The sequence below is a fragment of the Roseovarius carneus genome (assembly GCF_020141465.1).
Classification (GTDB): domain Bacteria; phylum Pseudomonadota; class Alphaproteobacteria; order Rhodobacterales; family Rhodobacteraceae; genus Roseovarius; species Roseovarius carneus.
Genome location: NZ_JAHSPD010000001.1, coordinates 2,322,887 through 2,349,618, shown reverse-complemented (window position 1 = coordinate 2,349,618; position 26,732 = coordinate 2,322,887). Strand labels below are relative to the sequence as shown.

General features: G+C 63.2%; 15 protein-coding genes. 6 read left to right on the top strand and 9 right to left on the bottom strand.

What is annotated here, in order from left to right; genetic code table 11:
- Nucleotides 1–56: 56 nt before the first annotated feature.
- Entirely contained in the window at nucleotides 57–836 is a 780-nt protein-coding gene (locus KUD11_RS11690; protein WP_109384550.1) for an SDR family oxidoreductase, read from the bottom strand.
- 147 nt (nucleotides 837–983) lie between these two features.
- Between KUD11_RS11690 and KUD11_RS11685 the strand changes: the two genes are divergently transcribed.
- The 5 genes from KUD11_RS11685 to KUD11_RS11665 all read left to right on the top strand — a co-directional run bounded on the left by KUD11_RS11685 (nucleotide 984) and on the right by KUD11_RS11665 (nucleotide 7,677).
- The gene (locus tag KUD11_RS11685; RefSeq protein WP_109387895.1) at nucleotides 984–2,003 is read left to right on the top strand and encodes a Hint domain-containing protein; all 1,020 of its coding nucleotides are present in this window, start codon (nucleotides 984–986) and stop codon (nucleotides 2,001–2,003) included.
- An 84-nt stretch (nucleotides 2,004–2,087) separates the two neighbouring features.
- Nucleotides 2,088–3,698 (top strand): peptide chain release factor 3, encoded by a 1,611-nt coding sequence (locus tag KUD11_RS11680; RefSeq protein WP_109384551.1) that lies wholly within the window; start codon nucleotides 2,088–2,090, stop codon nucleotides 3,696–3,698.
- Between the two features lie 850 nt (nucleotides 3,699–4,548).
- Nucleotides 4,549–5,223 (top strand): sugar transferase, encoded by a 675-nt coding sequence (locus tag KUD11_RS11675; protein ID WP_109384552.1) that lies wholly within the window; start codon nucleotides 4,549–4,551, stop codon nucleotides 5,221–5,223.
- Between the two features lie 85 nt (nucleotides 5,224–5,308).
- On the top strand, nucleotides 5,309–6,232 hold the full coding sequence (locus tag KUD11_RS11670; RefSeq protein ID WP_146190821.1) for a CpsD/CapB family tyrosine-protein kinase: 924 nt from the start codon (nucleotides 5,309–5,311) through the stop codon (nucleotides 6,230–6,232).
- 164 nt (nucleotides 6,233–6,396) lie between these two features.
- Nucleotides 6,397–7,677, top strand: coding sequence for a Wzz/FepE/Etk N-terminal domain-containing protein (locus KUD11_RS11665; RefSeq protein WP_109384554.1), 1,281 nt, complete (start codon nucleotides 6,397–6,399; stop codon nucleotides 7,675–7,677).
- A gap of 3 nt (nucleotides 7,678–7,680) precedes the next feature.
- Here KUD11_RS11665 and KUD11_RS11660 read toward each other — a convergent pair whose 3' ends face one another.
- The gene (locus KUD11_RS11660; RefSeq protein WP_181375256.1) at nucleotides 7,681–9,057 is read right to left on the bottom strand and encodes an oligosaccharide flippase family protein; all 1,377 of its coding nucleotides are present in this window, start codon (nucleotides 9,055–9,057) and stop codon (nucleotides 7,681–7,683) included.
- Between the two features lie 196 nt (nucleotides 9,058–9,253).
- Between KUD11_RS11660 and KUD11_RS11655 the strand changes: the two genes are divergently transcribed.
- On the top strand, nucleotides 9,254–10,453 hold the full coding sequence (locus KUD11_RS11655) for a glycosyltransferase (RefSeq protein ID WP_109384555.1): 1,200 nt from the start codon (nucleotides 9,254–9,256) through the stop codon (nucleotides 10,451–10,453).
- Here KUD11_RS11655 and KUD11_RS11650 read toward each other — a convergent pair.
- The 7 genes from KUD11_RS11650 to KUD11_RS11620 are packed head-to-tail and all read right to left on the bottom strand — an operon-like array spanning nucleotide 10,450 to nucleotide 26,498.
- Nucleotides 10,450–11,235, bottom strand: coding sequence for a glycosyltransferase family 2 protein (locus KUD11_RS11650; RefSeq protein WP_109384556.1), 786 nt, complete (start codon nucleotides 11,233–11,235; stop codon nucleotides 10,450–10,452). The genes KUD11_RS11655 and KUD11_RS11650 overlap by 4 nt on opposite strands.
- A gap of 14 nt (nucleotides 11,236–11,249) precedes the next feature.
- The gene (locus KUD11_RS11645) at nucleotides 11,250–12,950 is read right to left on the bottom strand and encodes a hypothetical protein (protein WP_109384557.1); all 1,701 of its coding nucleotides are present in this window, start codon (nucleotides 12,948–12,950) and stop codon (nucleotides 11,250–11,252) included.
- The gene (locus KUD11_RS11640) at nucleotides 12,947–13,882 is read right to left on the bottom strand and encodes a hypothetical protein (RefSeq protein ID WP_224380218.1); all 936 of its coding nucleotides are present in this window, start codon (nucleotides 13,880–13,882) and stop codon (nucleotides 12,947–12,949) included. The genes KUD11_RS11645 and KUD11_RS11640 overlap by 4 nt, the downstream gene beginning before the upstream one ends.
- Before the next feature lie 45 nt (nucleotides 13,883–13,927).
- Complete coding sequence (locus tag KUD11_RS11635; protein ID WP_224380217.1) at nucleotides 13,928–14,650, bottom strand: 4'-phosphopantetheinyl transferase family protein; 723 nt, start codon at nucleotides 14,648–14,650, stop codon at nucleotides 13,928–13,930.
- Nucleotides 14,647–19,122: a MupA/Atu3671 family FMN-dependent luciferase-like monooxygenase gene (locus KUD11_RS11630; RefSeq protein ID WP_109384558.1), complete on the bottom strand. Its 4,476-nt coding sequence runs from the start codon at nucleotides 19,120–19,122 to the stop codon at nucleotides 14,647–14,649. Before KUD11_RS11630 ends, KUD11_RS11635 begins: the two co-directional genes overlap by 4 nt.
- Complete coding sequence (locus KUD11_RS11625; RefSeq protein WP_109384559.1) at nucleotides 19,119–20,129, bottom strand: glycosyltransferase; 1,011 nt, start codon at nucleotides 20,127–20,129, stop codon at nucleotides 19,119–19,121. The genes KUD11_RS11630 and KUD11_RS11625 overlap by 4 nt, the downstream gene beginning before the upstream one ends.
- 6 nt (nucleotides 20,130–20,135) lie before the next feature.
- On the bottom strand, nucleotides 20,136–26,498 hold the full coding sequence (locus KUD11_RS11620; RefSeq protein ID WP_109387903.1) for a type I polyketide synthase: 6,363 nt from the start codon (nucleotides 26,496–26,498) through the stop codon (nucleotides 20,136–20,138).
- Nucleotides 26,499–26,732: the final 234 nt, after the last annotated feature.

The window sequence follows — 26,732 nt, the reverse complement described above, 5'->3', positions numbered from 1 at the left end:
GCCGCCAATGGGCCAAGGCGGCGCCCAACGAAGATGTGATACCGCGCGAGGTGGCGTTAAAGCGTCGCGTTCACCCCGCCTCCGTCCAGAAGGATGTTCTGTCCGATGATGAACCCGGCATGATGCGAACACAGGAACGCACAGGTCGCCCCAAACTCCTCCGCCGTGCCGTAGCGGCCTGCGGGGATGGTGGCGCAGCGTTGTGCCTTGGCCTCGTCCATGGTGATTCCTTGCGCCTTGGTCACGCCCGTATCGAGGGCCACGGCCCGGTCGGTCGCATGAATCCCTGGCAAAAGGTTGTTGATCGTCACCCCCTTGCCCGCAACCTGACGTGACGTTCCCGCAACATAGCCCGTGAGGCCCGCACGCGCCGCATTGCTGAGGCCCAGAACCGCGATGGGGGCTTTGACGGATTGTGACGTGATGTTGACCACCCGGCCCCATCCGCGTGCCATCATGCCCGGCACCAGCGCCTTGATGAGCGCGATCGGCGCCAGCATATTGGCGTCAAGGGCGGCTATGAAGTCGTCGCGATCCCAATCGGACCACAGGCCCGGAGGCGGCCCGCCTGCATTATTTACAAGGATGTCAACGTCCCCCGCCGCCGCGATCAGGGCCGCCTGCCCTTCTGGCGTGCTCACATCGGCGGCCACAATTGTCACCTCAACGCCGAACTCCGCCCGGATCGCCGATGCAGCGGCGTCAAGCGCCTCTGCCCCGCGCGCATTCATCACCAGATGCACGCCTTCTGCCGCCAAAGCCCGCGCGCAGCCCAGACCAAGCCCCTTGGACGACGCACAAACAAGCGCCCGTTTGCCGTTCAAACCCAAATCCATGAAGCGATCCCCTCATATTTCCCCGTGACCTCACCTGCGGGAGCGGCCACACTATCTTGAAACTTGCAAGTTGGCGGCATGCTGTTGCCACATTTCGTCGTTACGTCAAAGCCTATGCCAGCCCCTTGCAGACCAAAAGAGCAAATGATGACCCTCAGATCCGAAAACCCGGCCCATATTCAGACCTTGCATGTCTTCCGCTCCAGCGCATTGACGGTGATCAATGGCGCAAATCTGGGCGATGCACTGTCGTTTGGGGCCGAGCTTGATCTGGACGATACATATGAGTTGCACCAAAACGCCCACACCGAGCGACTGATTGTGACGGCGGGCCCCGGAGGCACATTGATCGCGGCCCCCAAGACAAATCTGGGCCGGGCGGGACACGTAATCCATATCGACTGCTGCCTGACCCTGATGACGCCGATGGGCGTCACGACCGAGGTTGTGGTGCTGGTCGAGGTGGACGCAATGGGCGATGTGGAGGCGGTTTATGCGCTGCCCCTCGCCGTGATGACCACGCGCACGGATTATACGCTTGTCGGGATCGATGTTGAGGGCGCGCGCACCCGGTTTGCCGAGGTTGCCTGCGTGGCGTTTACACGCGGGACGCGGATCACAATGGCCTCGGGCGCGCAAAAGCCCGTGGAGGAGTTGCAGGACGGCGATATGGTGCTGACCCGCGATGACGGTCCGCGCGCCGTGACGTGGATTGGCCGCTCGACCGCGCGGGCGGTTGGGGATTTCGCTCCCATCTGCATCAAAGCGGGCGCACTGCATAATGAGGGCGATCTATACGTGAGCCCCGATCATCGGCTATTTATATATCAACGCTCCGACGCGCTTGGCGCAGGCCGCCACGAGGTTCTGGTCCGCGCGCGTCATCTGCTGAATGGTGACACGATCGTGCAGGAACCGGGCGGATTTGTGGATTACTTCCAACTGCTCTTTGACGATCATCAGATCATCTACGCCGAAGGCATCGCCGCCGAGACGCTTTTGGTGGACACGCGCACCCGCGCTGCTTTGCCCGCGTATCTCAATATCAAGCTCGCCGAGAGCCTTCCGGGCCATGAAGGGCGCCGCCACATGAAATTCGAGGTGGGCGAGGCGCTGCTGAACCACCCGGATGCAGCGGCGCTTTTGCGCCGTGCCTCAACACGCTGACACGCGTGCTTTAAGCCTCAGGGCCGTCTCCCGCAGGCCTGCGCCGTCTTGCCACGGCCTAGCGCGCGGCCTATACGCCGAGCCATGCCTGATGATATCTCAAACCGCCCCGCTCTGCCGCCCGAAATCGCGCGGCGCCGCACGTTTGCGATCATCTCGCATCCTGATGCGGGCAAGACCACGCTGACGGAAAAATTCCTCCTCTTTGGCGGCGCGATCCAGATGGCGGGGCAAGTGCGGGCCAAGGGCGAAGCGCGGCGCACGCGGTCGGATTTCATGCAGATGGAGAAGGACCGCGGCATATCCGTCTCCGCCTCCGCCATGTCGTTTGATTTTGGTCATTTCCGCTTCAATCTGGTGGATACGCCCGGCCACTCGGACTTCTCCGAGGATACGTACCGCACGCTGACGGCTGTGGACGCCGCCGTGATGGTGATCGACGGGGCCAAGGGTGTGGAGAGCCAGACCCAGAAACTTTTCGAGGTCTGCCGCCTGCGCGACCTGCCGATCCTGACCTTTTGTAACAAGATGGACCGCGAAAGCCGCGAGACCTTTGAAATTATTGACGAAATTCAGGAAAACCTCGCGATTGACGTGACACCCGCAAGCTGGCCCATCGGCGTGGGGCGCGATTTCATCGGCTGCTATGACATGCTCAATGATCGGCTTGAGCTGATGGACCGCGCGGACCGCAACAAGGTGGCCGCCAGCATCGAGATTGATGGGCTGGACGATCCACGGCTGGACGAACACGTGCCCGCCGATCTGGTCGCGAAGCTGCGCGAGGATGTCGAGATGGCCCGCGAATTGCTGCCCGCGCTCAACATCCAATCGGTGCTGGAGGGGCATATGACCCCCATCTGGTTTGGCTCCGCGATCAATTCCTTCGGCGTGAAGGAGCTGATGCAGGGCATTGGCGCCTACGGCCCGGAGCCACAGCCACAGCGCGCCACCCCGCGCAACATCGCCCCCGAAGAGACCAGGGTTGCGGGCTTTGTCTTCAAGGTGCAGGCCAATATGGACCCTAAGCACCGCGATCGCGTAGCCTTCGTTCGCATGGCGTCGGGCCATTTTAAACGGGGCATGAAGCTGACCCATGTGCGCACCAAAAAGCCGATGGCGGTGAGCAACCCGGTGCTCTTTCTCGCCTCGGACCGCGAATTGGCCGAGGAGGCTTGGGCGGGCGATATCATCGGCATCCCCAACCACGGGCAATTGCGGATCGGCGACACCCTGACCGAGGGCGAAGCGCTGCGTGTGACCGGCATCCCCTCCTTCGCGCCCGAGCTTTTGCAAACCGTGCGCGCGGGCGATCCACTCAAGTCCAAACATCTGGAAAAGGCCCTCATGCAATTTGCAGAAGAAGGGGCCGCAAAAGTCTTCAAACCTATCTTCGGGTCCGGCTTTATCGTGGGCGTCGTGGGGGCGCTGCAATTCGAGGTGCTCGCAAGCCGAATCGAGCTGGAATACGGCCTGCCCGTGCGCTTTGAGGCCAGTCAGTTCACCTCCGCCCGCTGGGCACTTGGTGCCAAACCTGCCGTGGACAAGTTTATCGAGGCCAACAAACAGCATATCGCGCATGATAATGACGGCGATGTCGTCTATCTCACGCGGCTGCAATGGGACATTGACCGGATCGAGCGCGACTACCCGGACATTACCCTGACAGGCACCAAGGAAATGATGGTCAGCTAAGTGCCGTGCACGCGGCAGGAATAACGCCGCCGCGGTTTTCTGCGCCGCGACCCTGCGCGCGGGCCCCTTCGTAACATCGCCCCGGACGTCGTTGAAGGACATCGCCCTAATTAGGCATGCCTCACACCTGTTTCGCCGTCATCTAGCCACATTCTGCGCCCCAATTTTGCCAATCGGTGAGTCTCAAAACCCAAATTTCGCCCTGGCGGAGACCACAAACTCGCTCTCAATCCAGAATGATCGGGAAGAAACATGGTTAAATTTTTCGTCGCCAGCCGATTGCCGGACAGGCGTAAGTCGAAGTCTAGAAGATACCTAGACCCTGTTGTGTTTCCCGACTGGAGACAATCGACGAGAAGCACAGAATTGGTTCCATTGTAGACGACAGAATGCAGCTAAAAGGTGTAGTTTTTTCCAATTGTTACGCGTTACCCAGAGAGATTAAAGAAACGAACTGTTTCTAAAAATTCCATTAAAAATTTGCCGAAAAATGATAGAAGCAATTAAGCCGAAAACATGTCGTATTTAAGGCTACGTGTTGGCCTCGGGGTCTGATGGAGAGGCGCGTAAGATGTCTCGCCGTGGGCTGAACATCGCTGATTAAAGCTGTCAATGAAGCGCAGATTTCGAGCAAAAAGAATATGGGGAATACAACATGGGGCATACGAGGGCGAACATAAGCGCGTGTGGGTCCTAAGGAGTGACCATGCCAGATACATCATTTGCCCCGCCACCGCAGAAGAAGGCCACTGGCAAAGCGCCAGCTTTCCTGCGCCACGCGCGCAGGTTTTTCTTCGACGATCCTGAATTCAGTCAGAGCGCCAGCGCATCTCTTTTGACCAGAACCCACATGACCACCCAAACCCTGGAACACCAAGCAGGCCCGGACCATGCGTTTCCTGTGCTCTCTCAGGGGGGGGTATACAGGGCGTTGGGTAAACGCATTATTGACGTCACTTTTGTTTTGATCACATTCCCGCTTGCTTTGCTCTTTATTGGCATACCTTTCCTCATGCTTTGGCGTGAGGGCGGTAGCCCGTTCTACCGCCAGATGCGTTTGGGACAGAACGGAGACCAGTTCTCCATCCTCAAACTGCGCACCATGGTGCGGGACGCAGACCAAATTCTAGAGCGCACATTGGCCGCCGACCCGGCCCTGCGCCATGAATGGAACACGACCCAAAAGTTAAAGAACGACCCGCGCATCACCCGCGTTGGCGCCTTTCTGCGCAAGACCTCGCTGGATGAGCTACCGCAGCTCTGGAACGTGTTTCTGGGCGAGATGAGCCTTGTGGGCCCGCGCCCGATGCTGCCTGAGCAACTGCCGCTTTACGGCGACGCGCATCACTATTTCGCGCTGCGCCCCGGCATCACGGGCCTTTGGCAGGTGTCCAACCGTAACGAAAGCCACTTCCAGTTGCGTATGACGCTGGATGCGACATATCATTATGAACTTTCTTTCATTGAAGATATCCGGATCATGTGGCGCACATTCGGCGCTGTTTTGAGGCGGACAGGGTACTAATAGCGCGGCCAAAGCGCCCCAGGATCTGGCCGGGGGCTACGTTGTATTCTCATACGAGAAGCCGCATCTGATACGAGGAATTTCCATGTTGGAACGTTATGTCGAGACTGCCACAAGATCGGCCCGCCGGATGGGGGGCAAAGGCTCCAAACCGGCTGCCCTGCCCTTCGATCTTGAGCTGACGCGCCGCGTCAATGGTCAATACATGCCCTCACGCTGGTCCACAGGCGATCCTGACATGCCGCGCCCGGCACGTGCCGAATATGGCCTGACGGAGCCGACGGTCGCCGCGCAGGCAGCAGCCATGTATGGCCTCGATGCGGGCAGTTGGGATGATCTCGTTCGCGTGCCCTTCGGCCATGGCGCGCAATCCGCGCTCAATGCCCAGACCAAGCTTGCGGGTGGTGATCAACGTATCCTGCGCGCGATGGACGATCTGCGCACGCAGCTGTTGCAAACGCTTCAATCCGAGGTCTGGAACCGTATCGCGATCACAGCACCCACATCGGGCTGTGGTGCCACCTTCACGGCTGTTAACCTTGCCCTTTCGATTAGCCGCATCCCGGATTACCGCGCCGTGCTGATGGACCTCAATCAGCGCAATCCCGCCGTCTCCAAGATGCTGGACCTGCGCGGCCCCGGCGACATGAACCGCTTTCTCTCGGGCCATGTCACTGCGGAGGATCACCTGATCCGCTGCGACGACAGCCTTGCCGTGGGCCTCAACCGCGCCCGTCCGCAAAACCCCTCAGAGACGCTTCTGGCCCGCCAAACGGCCGAGGTGCTGGACGATATGATCGGCGCGCTAAACCCCGATATCGTGCTCTATGACATGCCACCCATGCTGGAGCATGACGACCTTGAGGCGTTTTTGCCTCAGGTGGACGGTGTTCTTCTGGTTGCCGATGCCGCGCGCACCCTGCGGGATCAGATCACGGAATGCGAGCGGCGGCTGGAGGGCAAGACCAAGCTTCTTGGCGTCATCCTCAACCGCACGCGCAGGCCCTAAATTCTAACCCGCGCCAGGCCGCGTTACGTCATATTCTTGCCTACATGCTATGCGACACCTCTGAGTGCGTGTAATCTGGGCCTTGCCCTTCACGCCAATCAGAGCCGCGCCCAAGGCGCAAGTTTCAGTGCAAAACGCACATGATGTGAGGCAGACAAGACCAGATGGGCCCGATCCATTCCATTGCCGAACTTTTGGACATGCTGCGCCGTCGCAAGCTGGTGATTGCGGCTGTCTTTGTGCTGGGTAGCATCGGCAGCCTCTTGTTCGCGGCGGCCCAGACCCATCTTTACACCTCCTCCGAGGTGCTTCAGGTCCAAAGCCCGCGGATCGCCGCCGAGCTTGCCCCCTCCACCATCGCAGGCTCTGCCGCGCGCCGTTTGCAACTGATCGAACAGCAGGTGATGTCACGCGGCGCCATTCTGGAGACGATCGACAGGCTGGGCCTATTCGCAGATCAGCCGGGCCTGCGCACCGCCGAAATGGTAGCCCTCGTGCGCCAATCGGTCTTTGTCGAAGGGGTCGCCGCCGCCCGCGAAGGGTTTGCCGATGATGGCAGCGTGTCGCTCCTGCGGGTCAATGCCAATTGGCCCACGGCCCGAGGCGCGCAAGCGCTGGCCCATGAATTCTCGCAGCGCACAATCGCGCTGAGCGTGTCCACGCGCCTCGATCAAGCGCGTGAAACACTGGATTTCTTCATCGCGCAGGAGGCTGTGATCACCGCCGATATCGCCCGCGAATCCGCCGCGCTCGCCGCCTATCGCGCGACCCATGACATGGCCCTTCCGGGCAGTATCGACCTGATGCAACGCGAGGTGGAAAGCCTGACCGAGGGGCTTTTGAGCATCGACCGACAGCTGATCACCCTGCAACGCGATCTGGCCCAACCCGCGACCACACGGATCGAGCGGCAGCAACGCGAAGACACGCAAGCGCAGATCGCGCAGCTAAGCGAGGAACGTGCGCTCTTGCAAAGCAACCTTGCAGGCCTCACCGAGACATTGCAGGCCTCGCCCGAGGTCACCGTCCAGATCGCGCAGTATGAGCGCCGCATCGAGGATCTACGCGCGCAGCTTCAGGACGTCACCGCCCGCCGCAAGGAGGCCGAGGTGAGCTACACTCTGGAAACGACATCGCAATCCGAACGCCTGACAGTGCTGGAGCCCGCGCCCCTGCCCGATTATCCCTACACCCGCTCACGCAAGGTGACGGCGCTTATGGGCGCTTTGGCGGCTTTGCTTCTGGGCGTGGCGGTGGCGTTCTTGATGGATTGGCGCACGCCGATCATCCGCACCGCCGATCAGATGGAGCGCGAGCTGGGCCTGCGCCCGGTCATCTCGATCCCCGAGATGCGCCCGGTGCGCAGCCCCCGTGCCCCTAAACCGCGAAAACGCGGGCGTTTGCGTGGCCTTATCACCGCGCTCACCCGTGGGCGGCGGCTCTGAGTGTTACTGTGCCAAAAGGGCGAGGATCGCAGGGGCGTGGAGCCAAAAGCTGAGCCCTGTGATGGCGATTGCCAAAGCGCCGAAGATCAGATCATGCAGCCCGTCCCACGCATGATGCTTGCGTGCGAGGCGGATGAGCACTGGATGGATCAGCACAAGGCCAAGCCCCATCCCCGCCATAGCGCCGAGAAGGCCGTAAGCCTGAAACCCGACCCAGAGCATCCCCATCTGCGCGATTGAGCGTAGTGCAGACCACACAAACGCCCCGCGCGAATCCCCGGCCGCAAGGGCCGCGCGATCATAGCTCAGCCCCAGCGCCATGGGCAAAAATGCACAAGCCATCACCGTGACCATCGCCCCCGCCGCCGCGTAGCGCGGATCGTAGAGCAGCCCAATGAGCCAAGGCCCCGTCAGCGCCATCAAAGCCAAAAGTGTGAACATGCCGGAGCTGAGCAAAAACCGCATCTTGCGCAGGCGTGCGCGGTGGTCGGCACTCTCTCCCGGCGGGCGGTCGCGGTAGACCGGGATCAGCACTTGCTGTGTGATGGATTGGCCCAGCGACATCGGAAAGCTCGCGAGGAAAAACGCGATATTGTAGATGCCGAGCGTGGCCAGCGGCAAAAGCACCCCCAAAAGCGCCTTGTCGCCTTGGGTGCAGATGAAGGCAAAGGCCGTCGAGAGGAATATCCATTTGCCAAAGCGCACCTGCTCGGCCACGGCGGCGCGTTCAAGCTGGAAGCGATTGCGCGCGCCGGGCAGATAGAGCGTGGTGAGAATGAGTTTGGCCAGCGCGATGAGGATGCCGCCCACCACCAGCGCCAGAACCGAGCCGGTGACAAGCGCCAAGACCACCATAAGCCCCACGCCAATCAGCTGCGCAATAAGATCGAGCACGGTCAGGCGACCAAAGACCAGATGGCGATGCGCAGTCTCGATCCGCGTCGGGAAAAACCCGGTGATCACCAGCGCGAACCCCGCAATCGGCAGGTAAAACGCCAGATCGGGCTGGTCGTAAAGCGTGGCCACAGGCGTCGCCAGCAGGAGCGTCACCCCCCAAAGGGTAAACCCGCGCATCACCTGAATGGTCCATGCGGTGTTGAGGAAATCCGGGTCGTCACCCCGCTTGCTCTGGCTGATGCTGGGGCCAATACCCACATCCGAGAACATCATCAGCCCCACGGTGATGACAGTGACCAGCGTCATCAGGCCGAACGCCTCAGGGAATAACAGCCGGGTGAGGATGAGGTTCGAAGCCAGCCGGATCGCCTGCGTGCCGCCATACCCCATGAGCGCCCAAGAGGCGCTGCGCAGGATACGCGCGGTCAGACGGTTCCCGCGAAACGCGGTGCTGAGTGCCTTGATCACATCAGGGCCTTTCATGGCTCATCTCCTTGGCTTAGGTCGCGGGCGCGCGGGGGTCAATCACGGGCGGCGGCACCGCCATGTGGCGGCCTGCGAAAGATGCGCGTTTGCAACCCGTCCGGAGCAATCGAAGGTGCGCGAAATGCGGGGCTTTGCGGGTCATGCCTGTGGCGGCTAGGGTGCGCTAAACCCAATTTCCAAGGCCGCGCACCCCGTGAAAATCGCCTATATCCTCAATACCTATCCGCAGCCCTCGCACAGCTTTATCCGGCGCGAGTTGCACGCGCTTGAGACGCAGGAGTTTGAGATCACGCGGCTGGCCATGCGCGCGGCGAATGTGGATCTGGTCGATCCGGGTGATATAGCTGAGGCCGGGCGTACTGAGTATGTGTTACGCGCGGGGCCAGTCGCGCTGCTTATCGCGCTCTTTCGTGCCCTCCTCGCGGGGCCTGCGCGCTTTGCCGAGGCGCTGGCTTTGGCGTGGCGGATGGGCGCGCGATCCGAGGTAGGGCGGTTTCGGCATCTGATTTATCTGGTGGAAGCCGCGTATATCCTGCGGCGCTGTCAAGTGCTTGGAATCACGCATTGCCACGCGCATTTCGGCACCAATGCCGCCGCCGTGGCCACGCTCACCCACGCGCTTGGTGGGCCGCGTTACAGCTTCACCGTCCACGGTCCCGAGGAGTTTGACGCCCCCCGCGCGCTTGGCCTTGCCGAGAAAGTCAGCCGCGCCGCCTTTGCCGTGGCGATTAGCAGCTATGGTCGTGCGCAGCTCTGCCGTCTTGTGGATCATGCGCAATGGGACAAGATCAAGATCGTGCATTGCGGGATCGAGGTTGGAAAATTCAACGCACCTGCGCCCATCCCAAAGACTGGCCTGCGCCTTGTTGCGATTGGGCGGTTTGTGGAGCAAAAGGGGCAGATGGTGCTGGTGCCCGCGCTGGCCCGATTGAGCGCCGCGCATCCCGAGCTTGAGCTTGTTATGATCGGCGACGGCTCGTTGCGGCCCGTGATGGAGGCGGCGCTGAAGGCCGAGGGGCTGAGCAAACATGTCCGCTTTACGGGCTGGCTGGACGAGGCTGGCGTGCGGGCCGAGCTGGCAAGCGCCCATGCGCTTATAATGCCCAGCTTTGCCGAGGGCCTGCCAATGGTGGTGATGGAGGCGATGGCCTCGGCCCGTCCGGTGATCGCCACCTATATCGCAGGCATGCCGGAACTGGTCCTGCCCGGTGAGACGGGCTGGCTGGTGCCCGCAGGCGATGATGCGGCATTGGCCAAGGCGGTTGAGACGCTGGCCGCAATGCCGCATACCAAACGCATGGCAATGGGCAAGGCCGCCCGCGCCCGCGTTTTGGAGCGCCATGACGCGCATATCGAGGCGGCCAAGCTCGCTGCGCATATCCGAGCGCTTTAGCGTCCCCGTTCCCATCCGCCCGTACCCCGGCCCAGCTGAACGGCAAGGCTGATAAAGGCATAGACGGCAAAACCAATCGGATCTTGGAGTGCGCGCGACACGATGCCACCAAGGCCCACGGGCGGCACGTCCTCATTCACCAAAAGCTCAGGATACCGCGCGGCGATCTGCGCCACCCCACGATCCTGCCGCCGCCGCACACGAATGAGGGCGCGCACCCCCTCCACCATGGGCCAGCGATAGGTGGCCGACACACGCACCCGCTCGGAAGGCACAAAGCTGAGCCGCGCGAACGTGTCGTCCGATATGATATCGGGCCAATCGCGCCACCGCGCGCGCCCACCTGTGTTAACGGCGAAAATCCCAAACCCCGGCACACCAGTCTGGACAAAGGGCAGGCTTTGCCAGAACCGCGCATAGGCCCTCGTGGCGAAGCTCTGCGCAGGGGTCACAATCGGCGTGCCTGAGGCATAGCGCGGCGCGGGCACGTCCAATATATCCGCTATCTGTGCAAGCAAATCAGGGCTCACCACCACATCCGCGTCAAGATAGACCCGCAGATCATGACGCGCCGCCGCATCGCCCAGACCCAGCGCATGGAGCTTGCCGCCCTGCGCTGTCTCAATCACCTCGGCCCCTGCCGCACGGGCGCGCGCCACCGTATCATCGGTGCAGGCGTTGGCGATCACCATAACTTGCATCTCGCGCCCGTGCAGGCGTGACGCGAACACCGCCCCCAAACAGGCGGCGATATAACCCGCCTCATCATGGGCCGGGATCATCACGCTCAGACCTCTCACTTGCGCCGCTCAATCACCTGCCAGCGCGCGGAGGTGTCACCGGGATAGCGCAGCGCGCCCCAGCTGCCCCATTTGCTCGCGGCCTGCACATCCGTGAAGACGTTGAAAATACCCGGCGTGCTCGCGGCCCAGCCCGCCATCAGCGCATCATAGATCGCGCCCATCTGTGGCGCATAATTCAGATGGGTGAAAAACGCGGTCAGCGCATCATCATCCACGCGCGTGCCGATCCCCACCACGTGGGTGCCGCCCTCATACATGATAAGGTCCAGCCCGTGCCGCGCCGCCACCTCTGCATGATAGGGCAGCACCCGGTCCAGAAGGTCGGTCAGCGTGTCGTCCGGATCGCCGCTATGGCGCCCATCGATAAGTTCCTCAGCGGCCATCTGCGTGGCCAGATCAAAACGGTGTTTGGCCATATGCATGTCGAGCGCCACCCCGGCCAGACCCTGAGCGCGGCCCTCAGCCTCCGCCGCATCAGCCGAGGCAGCAAGCCAGCCAGTGATCAGCTCGGCGCGTCGTTCGGTACCCAGAACATGGCCGAAATACCCGGTGACAGCATAGGCATCAAACGCCTCATGCGGCGGGCGCTGCCCCTCCTGCACCGCCAGAGGCGCGCCAAGAACGTCAGTCTCCAGACCCAACCACGCGGTTTGCGTGGCAATGACGTTGATCAGGCGCGCGCGGTCCTGCGCAAACACGTCCGAAAAGATATCCGCTACCTCAGCCGCCCGCATCCCGTAGAACTGCGCTCCGCGATGCTGGATCCCCCAGCGCGTCTGCCCTTGGGCATCGGCCCATTCGGTTTGCAGGAACTGCCAGTTCCAAAGCTCGTTTGAGAATTCCACATAAGCGCGCGACCCTTCGGGCAGCACTGCGCGCAATGCCTCGGCATAGGTGCGGACATAGGCGTCATCCGCCAGATGCGGGATGTTGATCCAGAGATCCGCGCCCACTTCAGCGGCCAATGCCGACATGATCTCCACCGGCGCGCCGTGGCGTGTGTAGGAAAAATCAGAGACCCGCGCGCGTGCCTCCCATGCGACGGGGCCATGATCATTGGTGTTCATCCAATCCATGAAGCGCAGCGCCTCGAACCCGTCCAGCATGTCCAGCCACGCGGGCCGAAAGACCGCGCCCGCATCAAAGGCCGCAACGTGCTCGTCCTTGACCACCGTGATACTGCGCACATAATCGCCTGTGCGCGCAGGGTCCGACCGCTGGATACGGATCTCAACCGGGCCGGGGCCGGGCGTATAGTCAAAGGTCACCTCGCCGCGCCCGTAGCGCACATTGGTGGCACGGCCCGACACCTCGACAATCCCCTCGCCTTCAAAGCGTAACAGATAGCGCCCAGCGAGCGCCCCGGCCCCTTCCGGCATATCGGTAAGGATCAGTGTGCCGATCGCCCCCAGATCAGAGGGTTTGGACATGGGCCAGCCCTCGTCGTCCAGAAGCCCCGACGCCTCCAGCGCCTCAAAACTGCGCCCGCCCCAGCGGCCCGGCTCATGACCGATCCAGCGGCGCGCGGTTTTCATCACGTCGAGAAAGGGCTGTTGCGTGCTCCAGTCGGTGATGGGTGCCAGGCCAATCGCCACGGGTGGTTTTGCGTCCTGCGCGAGCCCTGCCCCGGTGAAGGCGCCCAGACACACCGCGAGGCAAAGCGCCCCCTGCAAAAACGCCCGGCGCGGGATCATGAGCCGATCCCGGTCTGTGGCAGGGCCGTTACGACCTCCCACACCGATTGCTGCATGAGCCGCGCAAGATCCGCACCGGGATCTATCGCCGCACTGCCATCGGCGCGCATCAACGCATGGGGCAGACCCACGGGCGAGCGGTGATAGAGCACTGCATAATGCGTGAGCGCCACAAGGTACGCGCCAAGATCGTTCACATGGATCTGATCAACGCTGCCATCCTCCTTGCGCTGGAAAAGATCCTCGCGGCTCTTGACGGGGCCAAGCCCGCCCATCGTCTCCACGCTGCGCACGAAATGCGCCATGACCTGCCCCACCGGGATGAGATAGGCGGGCGCACGGGGGTTTTTGCCCAAGTCAGGGTATAACAGCGCGCCCTGCCAATAGGTCTCCAAATCACCATCGAGCCGCGCCATCCAGCCAGGCTTCACATCCAACCGGTGCCAGGATTCGTAGAGATAGATACGCGGCTGAGGCGTAGCTGCGCGCGCGCGATCGGCCCATTTGCCAAAATATATGGTGCTCTCATGGTATTTGACTGCGTCCTTGATCTCGACCATCTCGGTCAGCACCACGGCGCCATAGTCGCCCGATCCAACCGCCTCGCGGGCGTCGCGAAAGCGGGGGTGATCATTCTCGGCCTCAAATCCGTTGATGGCCGCGTCCGGCTCCCAATGCTCGCGCAGGGATGTGCCCCAGCCAAGCTGGCTTTCATATTCGTGCCCGGCCAGTTGCGCGAGCATCGCGGGCATGTCCCGCCCAACCAGAGAATGGCCCAGATGAAAGACGCGCAGCGGCCCCTCAGGCGCAGGGAGTGGTGTGGCATAGGAGGTCGCGATCTGCTCGGCACTTGGAACAGTGGCGCGCAGGACCCATGCCCCGGCACTGACCAGCAGCGCAAGGATCAGAGCACTGACGACAGATAACATCATAAGGCGCGCCATGGGCCAACCTCCAACTTTACAAACACACGCACGTCACAAATCCCTCAAGCCCCAGCGCGGTGCGGGTTTAAGCGCCATTCCGGTCACAATCACCCCCTGCCCGCGCCACGAGCGGCCCGAGAGGCATGTCCCCGCCTTGAACGGGTCTATGTCGCGCAGAAACGTGGCCTCGAACTGCCCCGTATCCAGATCGGGCGTGATCTCCAGCGTGTCGAAATCAAAGATCTTGCCCGTCACGCCATACTGGCATTTATAAGCGCATTCCTTGGCCGAGAAGATAAACCGCGCAAACGTGCCGCGCAGCTCGTCTGGCTGGCAGGCCAGCCATGCGCGCTCGGCCAATGTGCAGATCGTGGGGATCAACTCCGCAGGCAAGGGCGCATCCTCCTCCACATCGACGCCAAGCGCGCGAAACTGCTCCGACCGTGCGAGGGCCGCGATGCAAAGCGTCTGGTTATGTGTGAGACTGCCGGTCAGGCGATGCGGCCAGATCGGCGCACGATCGGCCCCGGCAGGCACGGCGGCGGGGGGCAGGCCCAGCCGCGCCATCGCGACGCGTGCGGCGGCCCTACCGGCGGCAAATTCGGCCCGGCGGCGCGGGGCCGCATTGGCAATTGCCGGGGCCTCCGTAGGCCAGACATCCGGCGCAGGGGCGCGCGGATCGCTGAAGGCCACAGCCACGCCCTCGGGGAAAATATCCATCGGCAGCGCGTCCTGCCCTGCTCCGACCTGTTGCAATGTGCCCGCTGCGATCATGGCCGCGCCTCCCGCCCGGCGCGCATCGCACGGCGCTTGGACATGGTGGCGCTGCGACCTGGCGCGTCGGGTGTTGGGGCTACGGCGGCAGCTGGTTTGATCCCACCAGTTTCCATATGCGCCACCAGATCAGCCAGCACCGGGAAACGGAAGATATCCGTGATCGTCAGCCGCGTATCGGGCAGTGCTGTGCGTAAATCGCGGTGCACCTGCACCGCCAATAACGAATGCCCGCCCAGATCAAAGAAATTGTCGCGTGCACCAATCTGCGGCAAGCTCAGAACCGTTTGCCAGACGCGCAGAACCACCTGCCCCATATCGGATGCAGGCATCTCCGCTTCGGCCTTGGGCACAGGGGGCGCGACAGCTTCGGGCGAGGCCAGCGCGTTGCGGTCAATCTTCTTGTTGGGCGTCAGGGGGAAGGTGTCGAGCGGGACCAGCACCGCAGGGATCATCGCAGCGGGCAGATGCTTGGCCAGATGCGCGCGCAGGTCCGGCTCGGCCAGAGCGGCGGAGGCGGTGAAATACCCCACCAGACGCGGATCACCCGTGGGGCCGGGCCGGGCCATGACGACCGCCTCGGTCACATGCTCATGCGCCTTGAGACAGGCCTCGATCTCGCCCATTTCCATGCGTTGCCCGCGTATCTTCACCTGAGTATCGGCACGGCCCAGATAGGCCATGCGCCCATCCGCCTGCCACGCCGCCAGATCGCCCGTGTCGTAGAGCACCCCCTGCCCTACGCCGTCCAAGCTGCGGAACCGCTCCGCCGTCAGCGCCTCGCGCTGCCAATAACCCTGCGTCACGCCCGCGCCCCCAATCCAGAGCGCGCCTTGGACGCCCACAGGCACTTCGCGGCCCGCCTCGTCCAGCACATGCAACGTGGTATTCGCAATCGGCGTGCCGATGCTCACAGGACCATCGCCTACCCGGTCCACGCTGGACCAGATCGTCGTCTCGGTCGGGCCATACATGTTGCGAATGTCGCGCGGGCCCGCGCTACGCAATTCCACGGCCAGATCCTGCGGCAGAGCCTCCCCGCCAACATAGAGCTGCTCCACCCGTGCCAAAGCACGCCGCGCATCCCTATCCATCGTCAAAAGCCGCGCCATCGAGGGGGTGCATTGCATATGGGTCACGCCGTGGCGCATGATCTGAGCCGCGATGGAAAAATCATCCGGGTCGAGCGCGGCCCCCGCATTGGCGCGGCGCAGCACCTCGGCCAAGGGCTTCAAACCCTCCATGACCACCTCGGGCGCAATGCCATAATCAATCAGGCATGCAATCTCATCCACGCCAATCGCCTTGAGCTGCTCTGTGCGCGCGGCGGCATCCTCAACCGTGCCAAAGAGACCTGCATCCTCAAAATACCGCTCAAACGCGAAATCGAGGATCGCCTCAAGCTCGTCCGCTTCAAGGCTGCCCAGATCCATCTCAAAAGGGGTGCTCACGCCCTTGGGCCGCTTGAACGCCGGGAAGGCCCAGGCGTATTGCTTGATCAGACCGGCGGCGGAGCGCAGGTAGTCTTTCATCGGCTCACGGGCCACCTCACGCGCCTTGTCGCGGGTCTCCGCGAGATAGGTGTGCAGCATCATTGTGACTTTGAAATCCGCCGGATCATGCCCCGCCTCGCGCAGGGCCGCGTAATATAGCGCTATCTTTGTACCCACCTCTTCAATGCTCTGCCCCAGAAGATGCGTGAGCACATTCGCCTCCAGCGCGCCCGCCTCGCGCCATGTCTCAGGGTTGCCTGCCGTGGTCACCCAAACGGGCAGTTCCTTGGACACCGGACGCGGCTGCGTGACCACGCTATGGGTGCCGCCGGTGGCCGTAGGAAAGGCCACCTCCTCTCCGCGCCAGAGCTTGCGGACGGTTTTCAGCGTCTCATAGAGCGCCGGCTTGTTTTCGGGCGGCGTATTCTCAGGCCGCAATATGAAATCATCCGGCTGCCAGCCAGAGGCAAAGGCAATGCCCGCGCCGCCATTGGTGAGGTTGTCTATCACGGCCCATTCCTCCGCGATGCGCGCGGGGTGGTGCAAAGGGGCCACGCAGCTACCGCCCCGCACGCTGAGACCGGGGGCAACCGCCGCCACGGCGGCACCTGTCACGGACGGGTTCGGATAAGGCCCGCCAAAGGCGTGAAAATGCCGCTCAGGCGTCCAGAGCGAGGTGAAGCCATGCGCCTCGGCAAAGCGCGCGCCCTCCAGCAGGAGGTGATATTTCTGCGCGCCCACCCCATCATCATTGCCCCAATAATAAAGGCCAAAATCCATGCCTCGATCCGAGCCGAGCGTGGACGTGCCCGATACCGCCGCCCTTGGCCCATCACCCGAGATCACCACGCGCATGCCGCGCGTGAGCGTGTAGAAAAGCTCCAGCACCGAAATGTCAAAAGCCAGCGAGGTCACCGCAAGCCATGTATCGCCGGGGGTGCGCGTGATATGCGCATCCATCGCAGCGCAGAAATTGGCCACATTGCGATGCCCTACCATCACGCCCTTGGGCGCGCCGGTGGAGCCTGAGGTATAGATCAGATAGGCCAGATCATCTGGCCCCGCGCCGGTTTCTGGATTGGCCTCGCGGTGGCCCTGAAGCGTCTCAAACGTGAGCACAGTTGCCTGCGTGGCGGGCAGCGATCCACGGAGCGCCTCTTGCGTGAGGATCACCGGGGCGGCGCTGTCGGCGATACAATGAGCCGTACGCGCAGCCGGATACTCCGGGTCGAGCGGAACGTAAGCCCCGCCCGCTTTCAAAATCCCCAGCGCGCCGATCATCAGATCAAAGCCACGCGCAGCCATCAATGCCACAGTGACGCCCGGCCCCACGCCTGCCGCTTGCAAGGCGGCCGCCACATGGTTAGCTCGCGCGTTCAGATCACCATAGCTGAGCGCCGTATCCTCGAAAATGAGTGCCGTGGCCGCAGGCATGCGCGCCACCTGCGCCTCAAACGCCCGTGGCATTGTGAGGGTGGCATCATAGGCAACGCATGTGTCGTTCCATGCGGTGATCGCCACGCGATCAGCCTCGGGCAGCGCCACGAGCGGTCCGCGCAACGCCTCCTCCAGCCGGGCGGTGAGAAGCGTGGCCGCATCTGCGCTCAAACGCGCCGCATCATAGATCAGCGCGGCCTCGTGCGGCAAAAAGCTGAGCGCGCAGCCCGGCACCGGCGCACCACTGAGCGATAGCGCCAGATCAGGCTGCCCTCGCCCGGCAAGCGCAGGCGTGCGCAGCATCAGATCAGCGGCAAATCCCGGACGCGATTGCGCGACTGCGATATCCGCCACTGCAACCATCGGCACCCAAGGTGTGATATAGCCCTCGGCCCCATCCAGTAGGGTCGCAAGCTCGGAGGTTTGCAGGGCCACGGCACCTCGCGCCCCGGCAGAGCGTTCCGCGAACTCCAAAAAGCGGGCAGCAATATCCTCAAGGCTGGTGCCATCCGGCACGCTGATCTCCACACGCTGCCAATCCGGCGCGGCGCTGCGTGGCCCGGCCAAAGGCACGCCGAGCAGCTCTGCCTCAAGCCTGCGCCGCCAGAGCGCCTCTGCCGGGGCGAGCTTTGCAAGACGCGCGCCCGCCGTGACGGCCCGAGCGGGCAGGTGCAACACATCGCCCTGCGCCACCAACGCGCTGGGATCAACGCGGCGTCCATCCATGTAGCGCAAGTCCCCAAGGCGCAGCGCGCCCCCGTCGGCCATCACCACAAGCGCCTCGTCTGACACCTCAAGAACCGTGCCCGGCGCGCCCCGCCCGCCCAACATCTCGGCAGAGCCCGCAGCAAGAACATGACCGCCCAGCTCAAGCTTGGCCGCACAAATAGGGTTTGCATGGTTTGCGAAATCCAGCGCCTCCACCAGATGCAGCGCTGTCTGCGCCGGTCCTCCAAAATCCAAATGCCCCGCAGCAGGCGGCAGGTCAGCGAGGCCAAGATAGAGCCCCGGCCCCTCCTGCGGCAGCGCGGCGGGCCTATCAGAGGCCAACTCGGTAATCACCTCGCCAAAGCTGTCCACGGCCTCCGCGTAACACCGCGCATTGAGGCTGTGCGCCGTCTCACCCACCGCGATGTCAAACCAGCGCTGGAGCAAGATATGGCCTTTGTCCACACCGCCCGCCATGTGGTGCCACGTAATGCCATAAGCTGCGGCCCCGTTCAAAAGCGCCCAGACCGGCGTGTTTACCCCGGCATAGTCCGGTAACGGCCCATCATGAAAATTCACCGCCCCGCGCGCGGCCCGCGCGATCACGGCCTCGGGCAGGATGCGCAGGTTCGCCGCACTGATCAGCCAGTCATGGGGAACGTCCAGAACCCACAGATCCCCCCCCACGGCAATCCCGCGCGCCTCCGCCCAAGCCTGCAAGCCGCCATGGCGCGTGCAGACGGCGCGCAGATCAACACCCGCCTCCACCAGCATTTCCGCCACGGTGAGGGTCAGCGTCTCGGAACCGATCAGAACGCAGGAAAACTGGCTCATTGCGCCTCCTCGGCTGTTGGGTGGCGTGGCTCAGAGGGGCGAGAGGCGCGTGAGCGGGTGCCTGCCACGCTGCTCATCAACAGATCACGCAGGAACTGCGGCGGATCTCCCAAGGGGCGGCGCGTGAACGGCCAGCGCAGCCGCCAAAGCACAGCACCCGCCACTCGTGCGATGGTAGCGCAGGCCGCATAGCCACGCCCATGGTTTTTAGTGAAATAATGCCTGCGCGAGGCGAACCAATAATCCGGCGTGCGCGCCCATGTCTTCATCCCCGTCGAGACAGAGCCGATATGCAAAACCTCCGAGAGCGGCTCATACACCACGTCCCAGCCCGCGCGGGTCGCGCGCAGACACAGATCCGTCTCCTCATAATAGAGAAAAAACGTCTCATCAAACATGCCGATCTCATCCAGCATCCGCCGCCGCATCATCGCCGACGCCCCCGCGACCCAGCCCACCGTTGTGCGGGCCTGCGGCACGGGCAGCGGCACAACAGACCCTGCCAAGAGGCGGCTGACGATGCCGGTGCGCACAGCGCCCTCAAATTCGCCCGCGATGGAGGGAAAGCGAAACGCCGTCTGATGCGCATGGCCATCCACACCGCGAATGTAGCTGCCGACAATGCCCGCTTTACGCTCGGTCTGCATAACCTCCAAAAGCGCGCGAATAGCACCCTTTTCCGGCCACGCGTCCGAGTTGAGGATGTAGACGAAATCAGGCGCGCTGCCGTCCGACAAACCCTGCCGGATGCCAAAATTATTGCCCGCGCCAAAGCCGCCATTGCGCCCCGATGGGATCAGCCGAACGCGCCCCTGCGCATCCCAGCCACCGTCCACAATAGCCTCGCCGATCACAGCGCAGCTATCATCGCCCGATTGGTTGTCCACGACGACAATCTCGCCGCGTATCCCCGCCATCTCGCGCAGGGCGGCGGCACAGGCCTTCACGGCCAGTTCGGGCGTGCGGTAATTCAGGATCACTGTGAGAACGGACGGATCGGCACTCATGTCATATCACTCCGCTGCTTTGTTTAAGGAGGTATCGGAACCGCGACGGGGGCTGCGCGCCAGATCGGCGGCGGCGGCGATATCGCTCAGATGTCCGGCGAGAACGCCCACATTGGGCATCAGAACCATGCTGTCATGGTCGCCCGGCACCTCGATCACCTGTATTTGGGGCGCGTATTGCGCCCATTGATTGTCGGGGTAGACATATTCGCGTGCCGCATTCACCCAATTGCCGGCTGAGACTTTCCAATGCTGGTCAAGTTTTGGCCGAAAAAGCGTGAACGGCCCGTCCCAAGGCGCTACATGGTAGGCGGCGACAGCAGCGCGGAAGGCCTGCTCGATCTCGGCATTGTTGAAGCTGCCCTCCTCGCTCGGTGCCACGCCTTGCCGTTTCTCGACCTCCCAAGCGGCCCGCGCGCGCGCCCAGTCCAGCAGATAGCCCGGACCCTTAGCGCGCAATTCCGCAAGCTTGATCAACGCCTTGTCTCGGCGATTGAGGCTGGGGCGTACGGGCAGCGGCGTGTCGAGCATCGCAAGCATGGACACATCCTCGCCAACCTCGCGCAACTGCTGCGCCATCTCAAGCGCCGTGATCCCGCCACCAGAAAAACCGCCCAGCATATAGGGGCCCTCGGGCTGCACCTGCCGCATCTCCGCGATATAATCGCGCGCGGCATCTGCGATTGTGTTGTGAGGTACTTCGTCACCAATCAGGCCGCGCGCCTGAAGGCCCCAGACAGGTCGATCCCGCCCCACCACAAGTGCCAGATGGCGCAGGTTGAGCACATTGCCGAACATACCCGCCACGATGAAAAGTGGCGTGCGCCCGCCCGACATATCGGGGTGAAGCGGCACAAGATGGCGGCGCAGCGGCGTATCAGCCACGCGCGTTTCGGCCTCAACGCTCTGCTCAACCGGCCCGGTCTGCGCCTCGATGAGCGCGGCCAATGCTGTAATGCTCGGTGCCTCAAAAAGTACCGAGATCGGGAAGTCGACGCCAAAGCCGCGCTTGATTTGCGCAAAGAGCCGCACCGCTAGAAGACTGTGCCCGCCGAGATCAAAGAAACTGTCCTCAGCCCCCACCTTGGCGATCCCCAGAAGGGACGACCACATCTCGGCCAATTGAATTTGCAACGCCCCTTCGGGTGCTCTGAAATCGCCGTCCAGCTCAGGCCGCTCAAAGCTTTGGCCCACCGGGCGCGCCGCCTCGCCGCGCGTGGTTTCAACCATCAGGTTGGTAAGGCTCATGGGTGAAATGGCGATCTGCGGCGCGCCCGTGCTCAGCGCGCGGCGCAGCGCCTCGGGACCTTCTTCGGCCGTAATGCCAAGCGCCATCATCCGCATCAGGCGCGTCTCACCGGGCGAGAGGGGTGCTACGTCCGCACCGGGTTCGGCCAGCATGTCCCGCTCGCTCAGCGCAGCGGGTTTGAGGCCCGCGTCCAGCTTGCGCATCTGCAACCCATCCGCGCTCAACACCACATCGCCTTCGGGTGTGGCCAGCACGATATCGTAGGTTGCGGTCTCGGCGTCCCCGCCGCGCGCCAGCCGAACCCAGGACACGATCCGCGCGGGCAGCGGCGCGAAGATACGCACCGATCCGTAGCCCGCAGGCACCCAAAGCTCGGAGGGATCATAGTCTGCGCTGAGCGCAATTGCCCAGCCGGTGGCAAGGTCCAAAAGCGCCGGATGCGCCAGATACCCATCCGACAAATCACCCGATGCGGCCTCTGGCAGCGCCAGATGCGCGATCCCCTCACCAGCGCCAAAGGCCGCGTCTTCCACCACGCGCCAGCGCGGGCCGAAGTCCAACTGCTGCTCTTGTGGCGAGACGAAAGGCTGTGCCGCCTGCCTGTCGCACCGGGCCGTGATAGCCCCGACATCAATACGTGGCGCGGCAAGGCCAAGTGGCACGATCTGCGCCTGAGCATGGGGTACCAAGCCTGTCCGCGCGCCAATGCGCTGCTGCGTGGCGACCACCATCGACAGCGCGCCATCGCTGCCCGCAATGCTCAGTTGCGTGTGCTGCATGCCGCCCTCAGGCACCTCCAGCGCGCGCAGAAAGTAAAGGTCGCGCAGCTCAAACGGTGCAAAACCACCCTCGGCTGCCATCGCCTGCGCGGCAAGCTCGATATACCCCGTGCCGGGCAGCACGATCTGTCCCGCGCGGGTGCGGTGCTCGCCCAGCATCCAATCCTCAGCACTCAGATCGGCGGCAAAGCGGCGCACGCCGCTTGCATCCTCGCACAGCGCATTGAAAACCGGACCCGAAAGCGCGCGCGCCTCGCCCGGCTCCGCGACGCCCATCCGCGCGGCCATCGCATCGGCGGCCATGCCCGTATCGGCCCACACGCCCCAATTGACCGCAACAATGCGGGTTTTGGCCCCCACCCGCGCGGCAGCAAAGGCGCTGAGATAAGCGTTGGCGGCGACGTAATCCACCTGCCCCGCCGGATGGATCAGGGCGGAGGTGGACGAAAAAAGCACCATGAGATCAAGCGTGCCATCGGGGAAGACTTCGTCGAGCACCCGAAGCCCGCCAATCTTGGGCGCGAAAACGGCCTGCACATGGCCCGCATCCTTGGCGAGGATTGGCGCGTCATCAATTGCACCCGCCGCGTGGAACACACCTGTGAGCGGGCCGAACTGTGCCTCGATCTCCGCCCGCGCCGCGCGCATCTGGGCGATATCCGTCACATCCGCGCGGCAGACATGCACGCGCCCGCCCGCCGCCTCAATCTCCCGCACGGCGGCGATGCGACGTGCGGTACGGCCCGCACCGTGATAGCTGCCCCAAGCCTCGCGCGGCGGCAGGGCGCTGCGCGACAACAGCACGATATTGGCCTCCGCCCGCGCCGCCAGATCGCGCGCCACGCTGAGCCCGATCCCGCCAAACCCACCGGTGATGAGATACGTGCCGCCCTCGGCATAAAGCGCGCCCGCTTCTGGCAAGTCGGCTGGGCGCAGCACCTTTGCGAACCGCTTGCCACCGCGCCACGCGGCGGGCACAGAGGACGGCTCGGCCAGAAGCTCCTCCAGGAGACGGTTTGTATGGTCAGGCTGTGTGCGTGCATGGCGGCCCTTGGGCGGCGCGGCAAGCTCCACATCCACCATATTGGCCGTAACGCTGGGCAATTCGCGCGGGATCACCCCAATGGGGCCTTCTAGCGTGGCCTTCTCGGGTGCCGCCATGCCGCCGCCGCGCGCATCCGCCGCGCCGGTGGCGAAGGCCGTGATATGGCATGGGCTCGGCATCTCGACCGCCCCGATCGCTTGCGCGATATGCAGGAGGCTGAAGAACCCATGGTCGATGTTGCGGTCGAAAAAACTGCTGCCCGGGCGGAAACTCTCGCCCTGCGTCACCAGCCAGAAATGGGCGATACGGTCCGGCAAGCGCCCGTCCCCCGCCAGCGCGAATAAGAGCGCCTCATACCCCGCGCGCCCCTGCTCGGGTGCGAGGATATATGTCTCCTCACCACGCCGCTGAAAGCTGTCACCAGAGCGCACGGTTGTCACCACATGACCCGCCTCGCGCAGCCGCGCAATCGCGGGCGCGGCAAAGCCCGCGTCATCCTCAAAGATCACCCATGTGAGCGGCGGACCGAGATCCGCCTCCACATCGAGCGCACATTCCGCCAGACGCGGCATCCAGACAGGCCGCGTGCCCCAGTCGGCTATATCATCGCTCCGCGCGAGGGTGTCTTCCACCGCCGCCTGCCCCGGCTCGATGAAATAGCGGCTGCGCTGAAACGGATAGGTCGGCAGATCGAGCCGCACGCGGCGCGCCCCGCCCCAGATCTGATCCCAATCGGCCTCGACCCCACAGGCCCAGAGCCGCCCGATCTGTTGCAGGAAAAAGGCGTCGTCGGCCATGTCCTGCTCCGGGTGGCGCAGGGAGCTGAGCACTTGGGCAGGCGTCACACCCGGTGCCATCCCGGCCAGCGCGCTCAGCGCTTTGCCCGGCCCGACCTCCAAGAAAACGCGCGGCACGTCCGGGAGCGCGTCAATGCAATCGCCAAAGCGGACAGTCTGGCGGAGCTGCTCGGTCCAATAATCCGGGTCTGTGGCTTGCGCCGCCGTGAGGGGCTTGGCCGTCCGGTTGGAGATCACCGGCATCTGCGGCGCTTTCAGGTCCAACCCTGCGACAAAGCTGCGGAACCGATCCAAAATGGGGTCAAGCATTCGCGAATGAGCCGCGATATCAATCGCCACCCGCTGCGTCTCCACATCGCGCGCCTTGAGCCGTGCGGCCAAACCCTCCAGCGCGGCATTGGGGCCGGACACAGCACAGAGCGCGGGCGCATTGACCGAGGCGATATCAAGGTCATTGCCAATGAGCGGCTCCAGCTCGGCCAGCGGCAAAGGCACGCTGAGCATGCCCCCCGCAGGTACCGTGTCAAAGAGCCGCCCACGCAGGAGCACAAGGTCAATGCAATCCTCAAACTGCATCACACCCGCGAGGCAGGCTGCGGTATTCTCGCCCATTGAATGACCCACCAAGGCAGCGGGCATAACACCCCAACTGATCCACAATTGCGCCAGCGCGTATTCGGTGATCATGATCAGCGGCAATTGCACCGACGGACGCTTGAGCGTTTCGGCAGCGGCATCTTCCTGCCCCGGCTCAGGCAGCCACAGCGCGCGGATGTCGTACTCAAGCTGCGGCTCCAGATGGGCAAACCCGCGATCCATCCACTCGGCGAAAACCGGCTCTGTCTCGTACAGATCGCGCGCCATGCCAGTGTATTGTACGCCACCACCGGGGAACATGAACACCGTCTCGGGTGCTGCGAGCACCGCATGGGTATGAACGCGCAGCGGATCGCCCGCCTCCAACAGCGCTGCCGCCTCCACCGGCGTCTCGGCCACGAGAACGCGGCGCTTGTCGAACCCGTGACGCCCCGCGCGCAGGGTCCATGCCAGATCGGCCATATCCGCACCGGGATGCGCGCGCAGATATGCGGCAAGCGCGGCTGAGCTTGCCTCAAGCGCTGATTTGCTACGCGCCGAGAGGGTGAGCACCTGAAACGGGAAATCGCTTTCGTCAGACGCCGCGCGCGCAGGCGCTTCTTCCAGCACCACATGCGCATTCGTACCGCCCACGCCGAGCGAGTTCACAGCCGCCCGGCGGGGCCCGTCCGCTGCCCATTCTGTCAGCGCAGCGTTTACGTGAAACGGGCTGCCCTCAAAATCAATCGCAGGGTTCGGGGCCTCAAAGCCAAGGCTTGCCGGGATTTGTTTGTGATGCAGGCTGAGCGCCGTCTTGATCAGCCCCACAACCCCTGCTGCCGTATCGAGATGGCCGATATTGGTCTTGACCGAGCCTATGCCGCAAACATGGCCGGGCGTCTGGCCATACGCCTCGGTCAGGGCAGCCACCTCGATAGGATCGCCCAGATAGGTGCCCGTGCCGTGGCATTCGATATACCCAACGCTTGACGGCGCAACATTCGCATCCGTCAAGGCCGCGCGCACCGCCGCCGCCTGCCCGTCCACGCTTGGCGCGAGATAGCCGGCCTTGGCGGCACCGTCATTGTTGATGGCCGAGCCCTTGATTACGGCCCAGATATGATCGCCATCCGCCACCGCATCCTCAAGCCGGCGGAGCGCCACGGCCCCGGCACCGCTGCCAAACACGGTCCCTTCGGCGCGGTGATCGAAGGCGTGGCAATGCCCGTCCGGCGACAGGATCTCATTTTCCTTGAACGCATAGCCCCGCCCCTGCGGCAGCTCGATCGTGACACCCCCCGCCAGCGCCATGTCGCATTCGCCTGATATCAAGGCCTGCCGCGCGTAATGAATGGCCACGAGTGAGGTGGAGCATGCCGTTTGCATGTTGATGCTCGGCCCTTTGAGGTCGAACACGTGGCTCACCCGCGTGCTGAGGAAATCCTTGTCATTGCCGGTATGGCGCAGAAGAAACATGCCGGTGTCTTCGACCAGATCGGGGTTTGAGCAGATGTTGAAATAGAAATAACTCCCCATGCCGCAGCCCGCATAGACACCGATGCGCCCACCAAACTGGCTCGGGACATGGCCCGCCTGCTCCATCGCCTGCCATGTAACCTCAAGGAACTTGCGGTGCTGCGGGTCAAGGATCGTGGCGTCCTTGGGACCAAAGCCGAAGAACTCCGCATCAAACTCCGCGAAGCCATCAAGCACGGCGGCGGCGGGCACGTAATTTTTGAGGCGCATCTTGGCCGGGTCCTCGCCCGCCGCGCGCAGTTCTGCCTCGCTAAGGCGCGAGATGCTCTCAATGCCTCCCGACAGATTGCGCCAGAACTCCGCTATACTCGCCGCGCCCGGAACCTGTGCAGCCATGCCCACAATCGCAATATCACACCTGCGCGAGGCACAGTGGTCGCGCAGCATTGCTGCTGTGCCGCCACTGATCTTGGCCGAGGGTGCAAAACTATCTGCCATAGGGGGGTCCAAGCTCCAGCTTGCCCGAGAATACACAGGTTGAAACCATTTCTATCTATCTCAACGCTTTTTCCCGACGAAGGGTTAGCGCCCGATTTAGGTAACAATTGGAACGCAAGATTTTGTTATAAAAAGAAACTTTGGAAATGTGCCCATAATGTGTTTAATCCGCCAATTGCGACA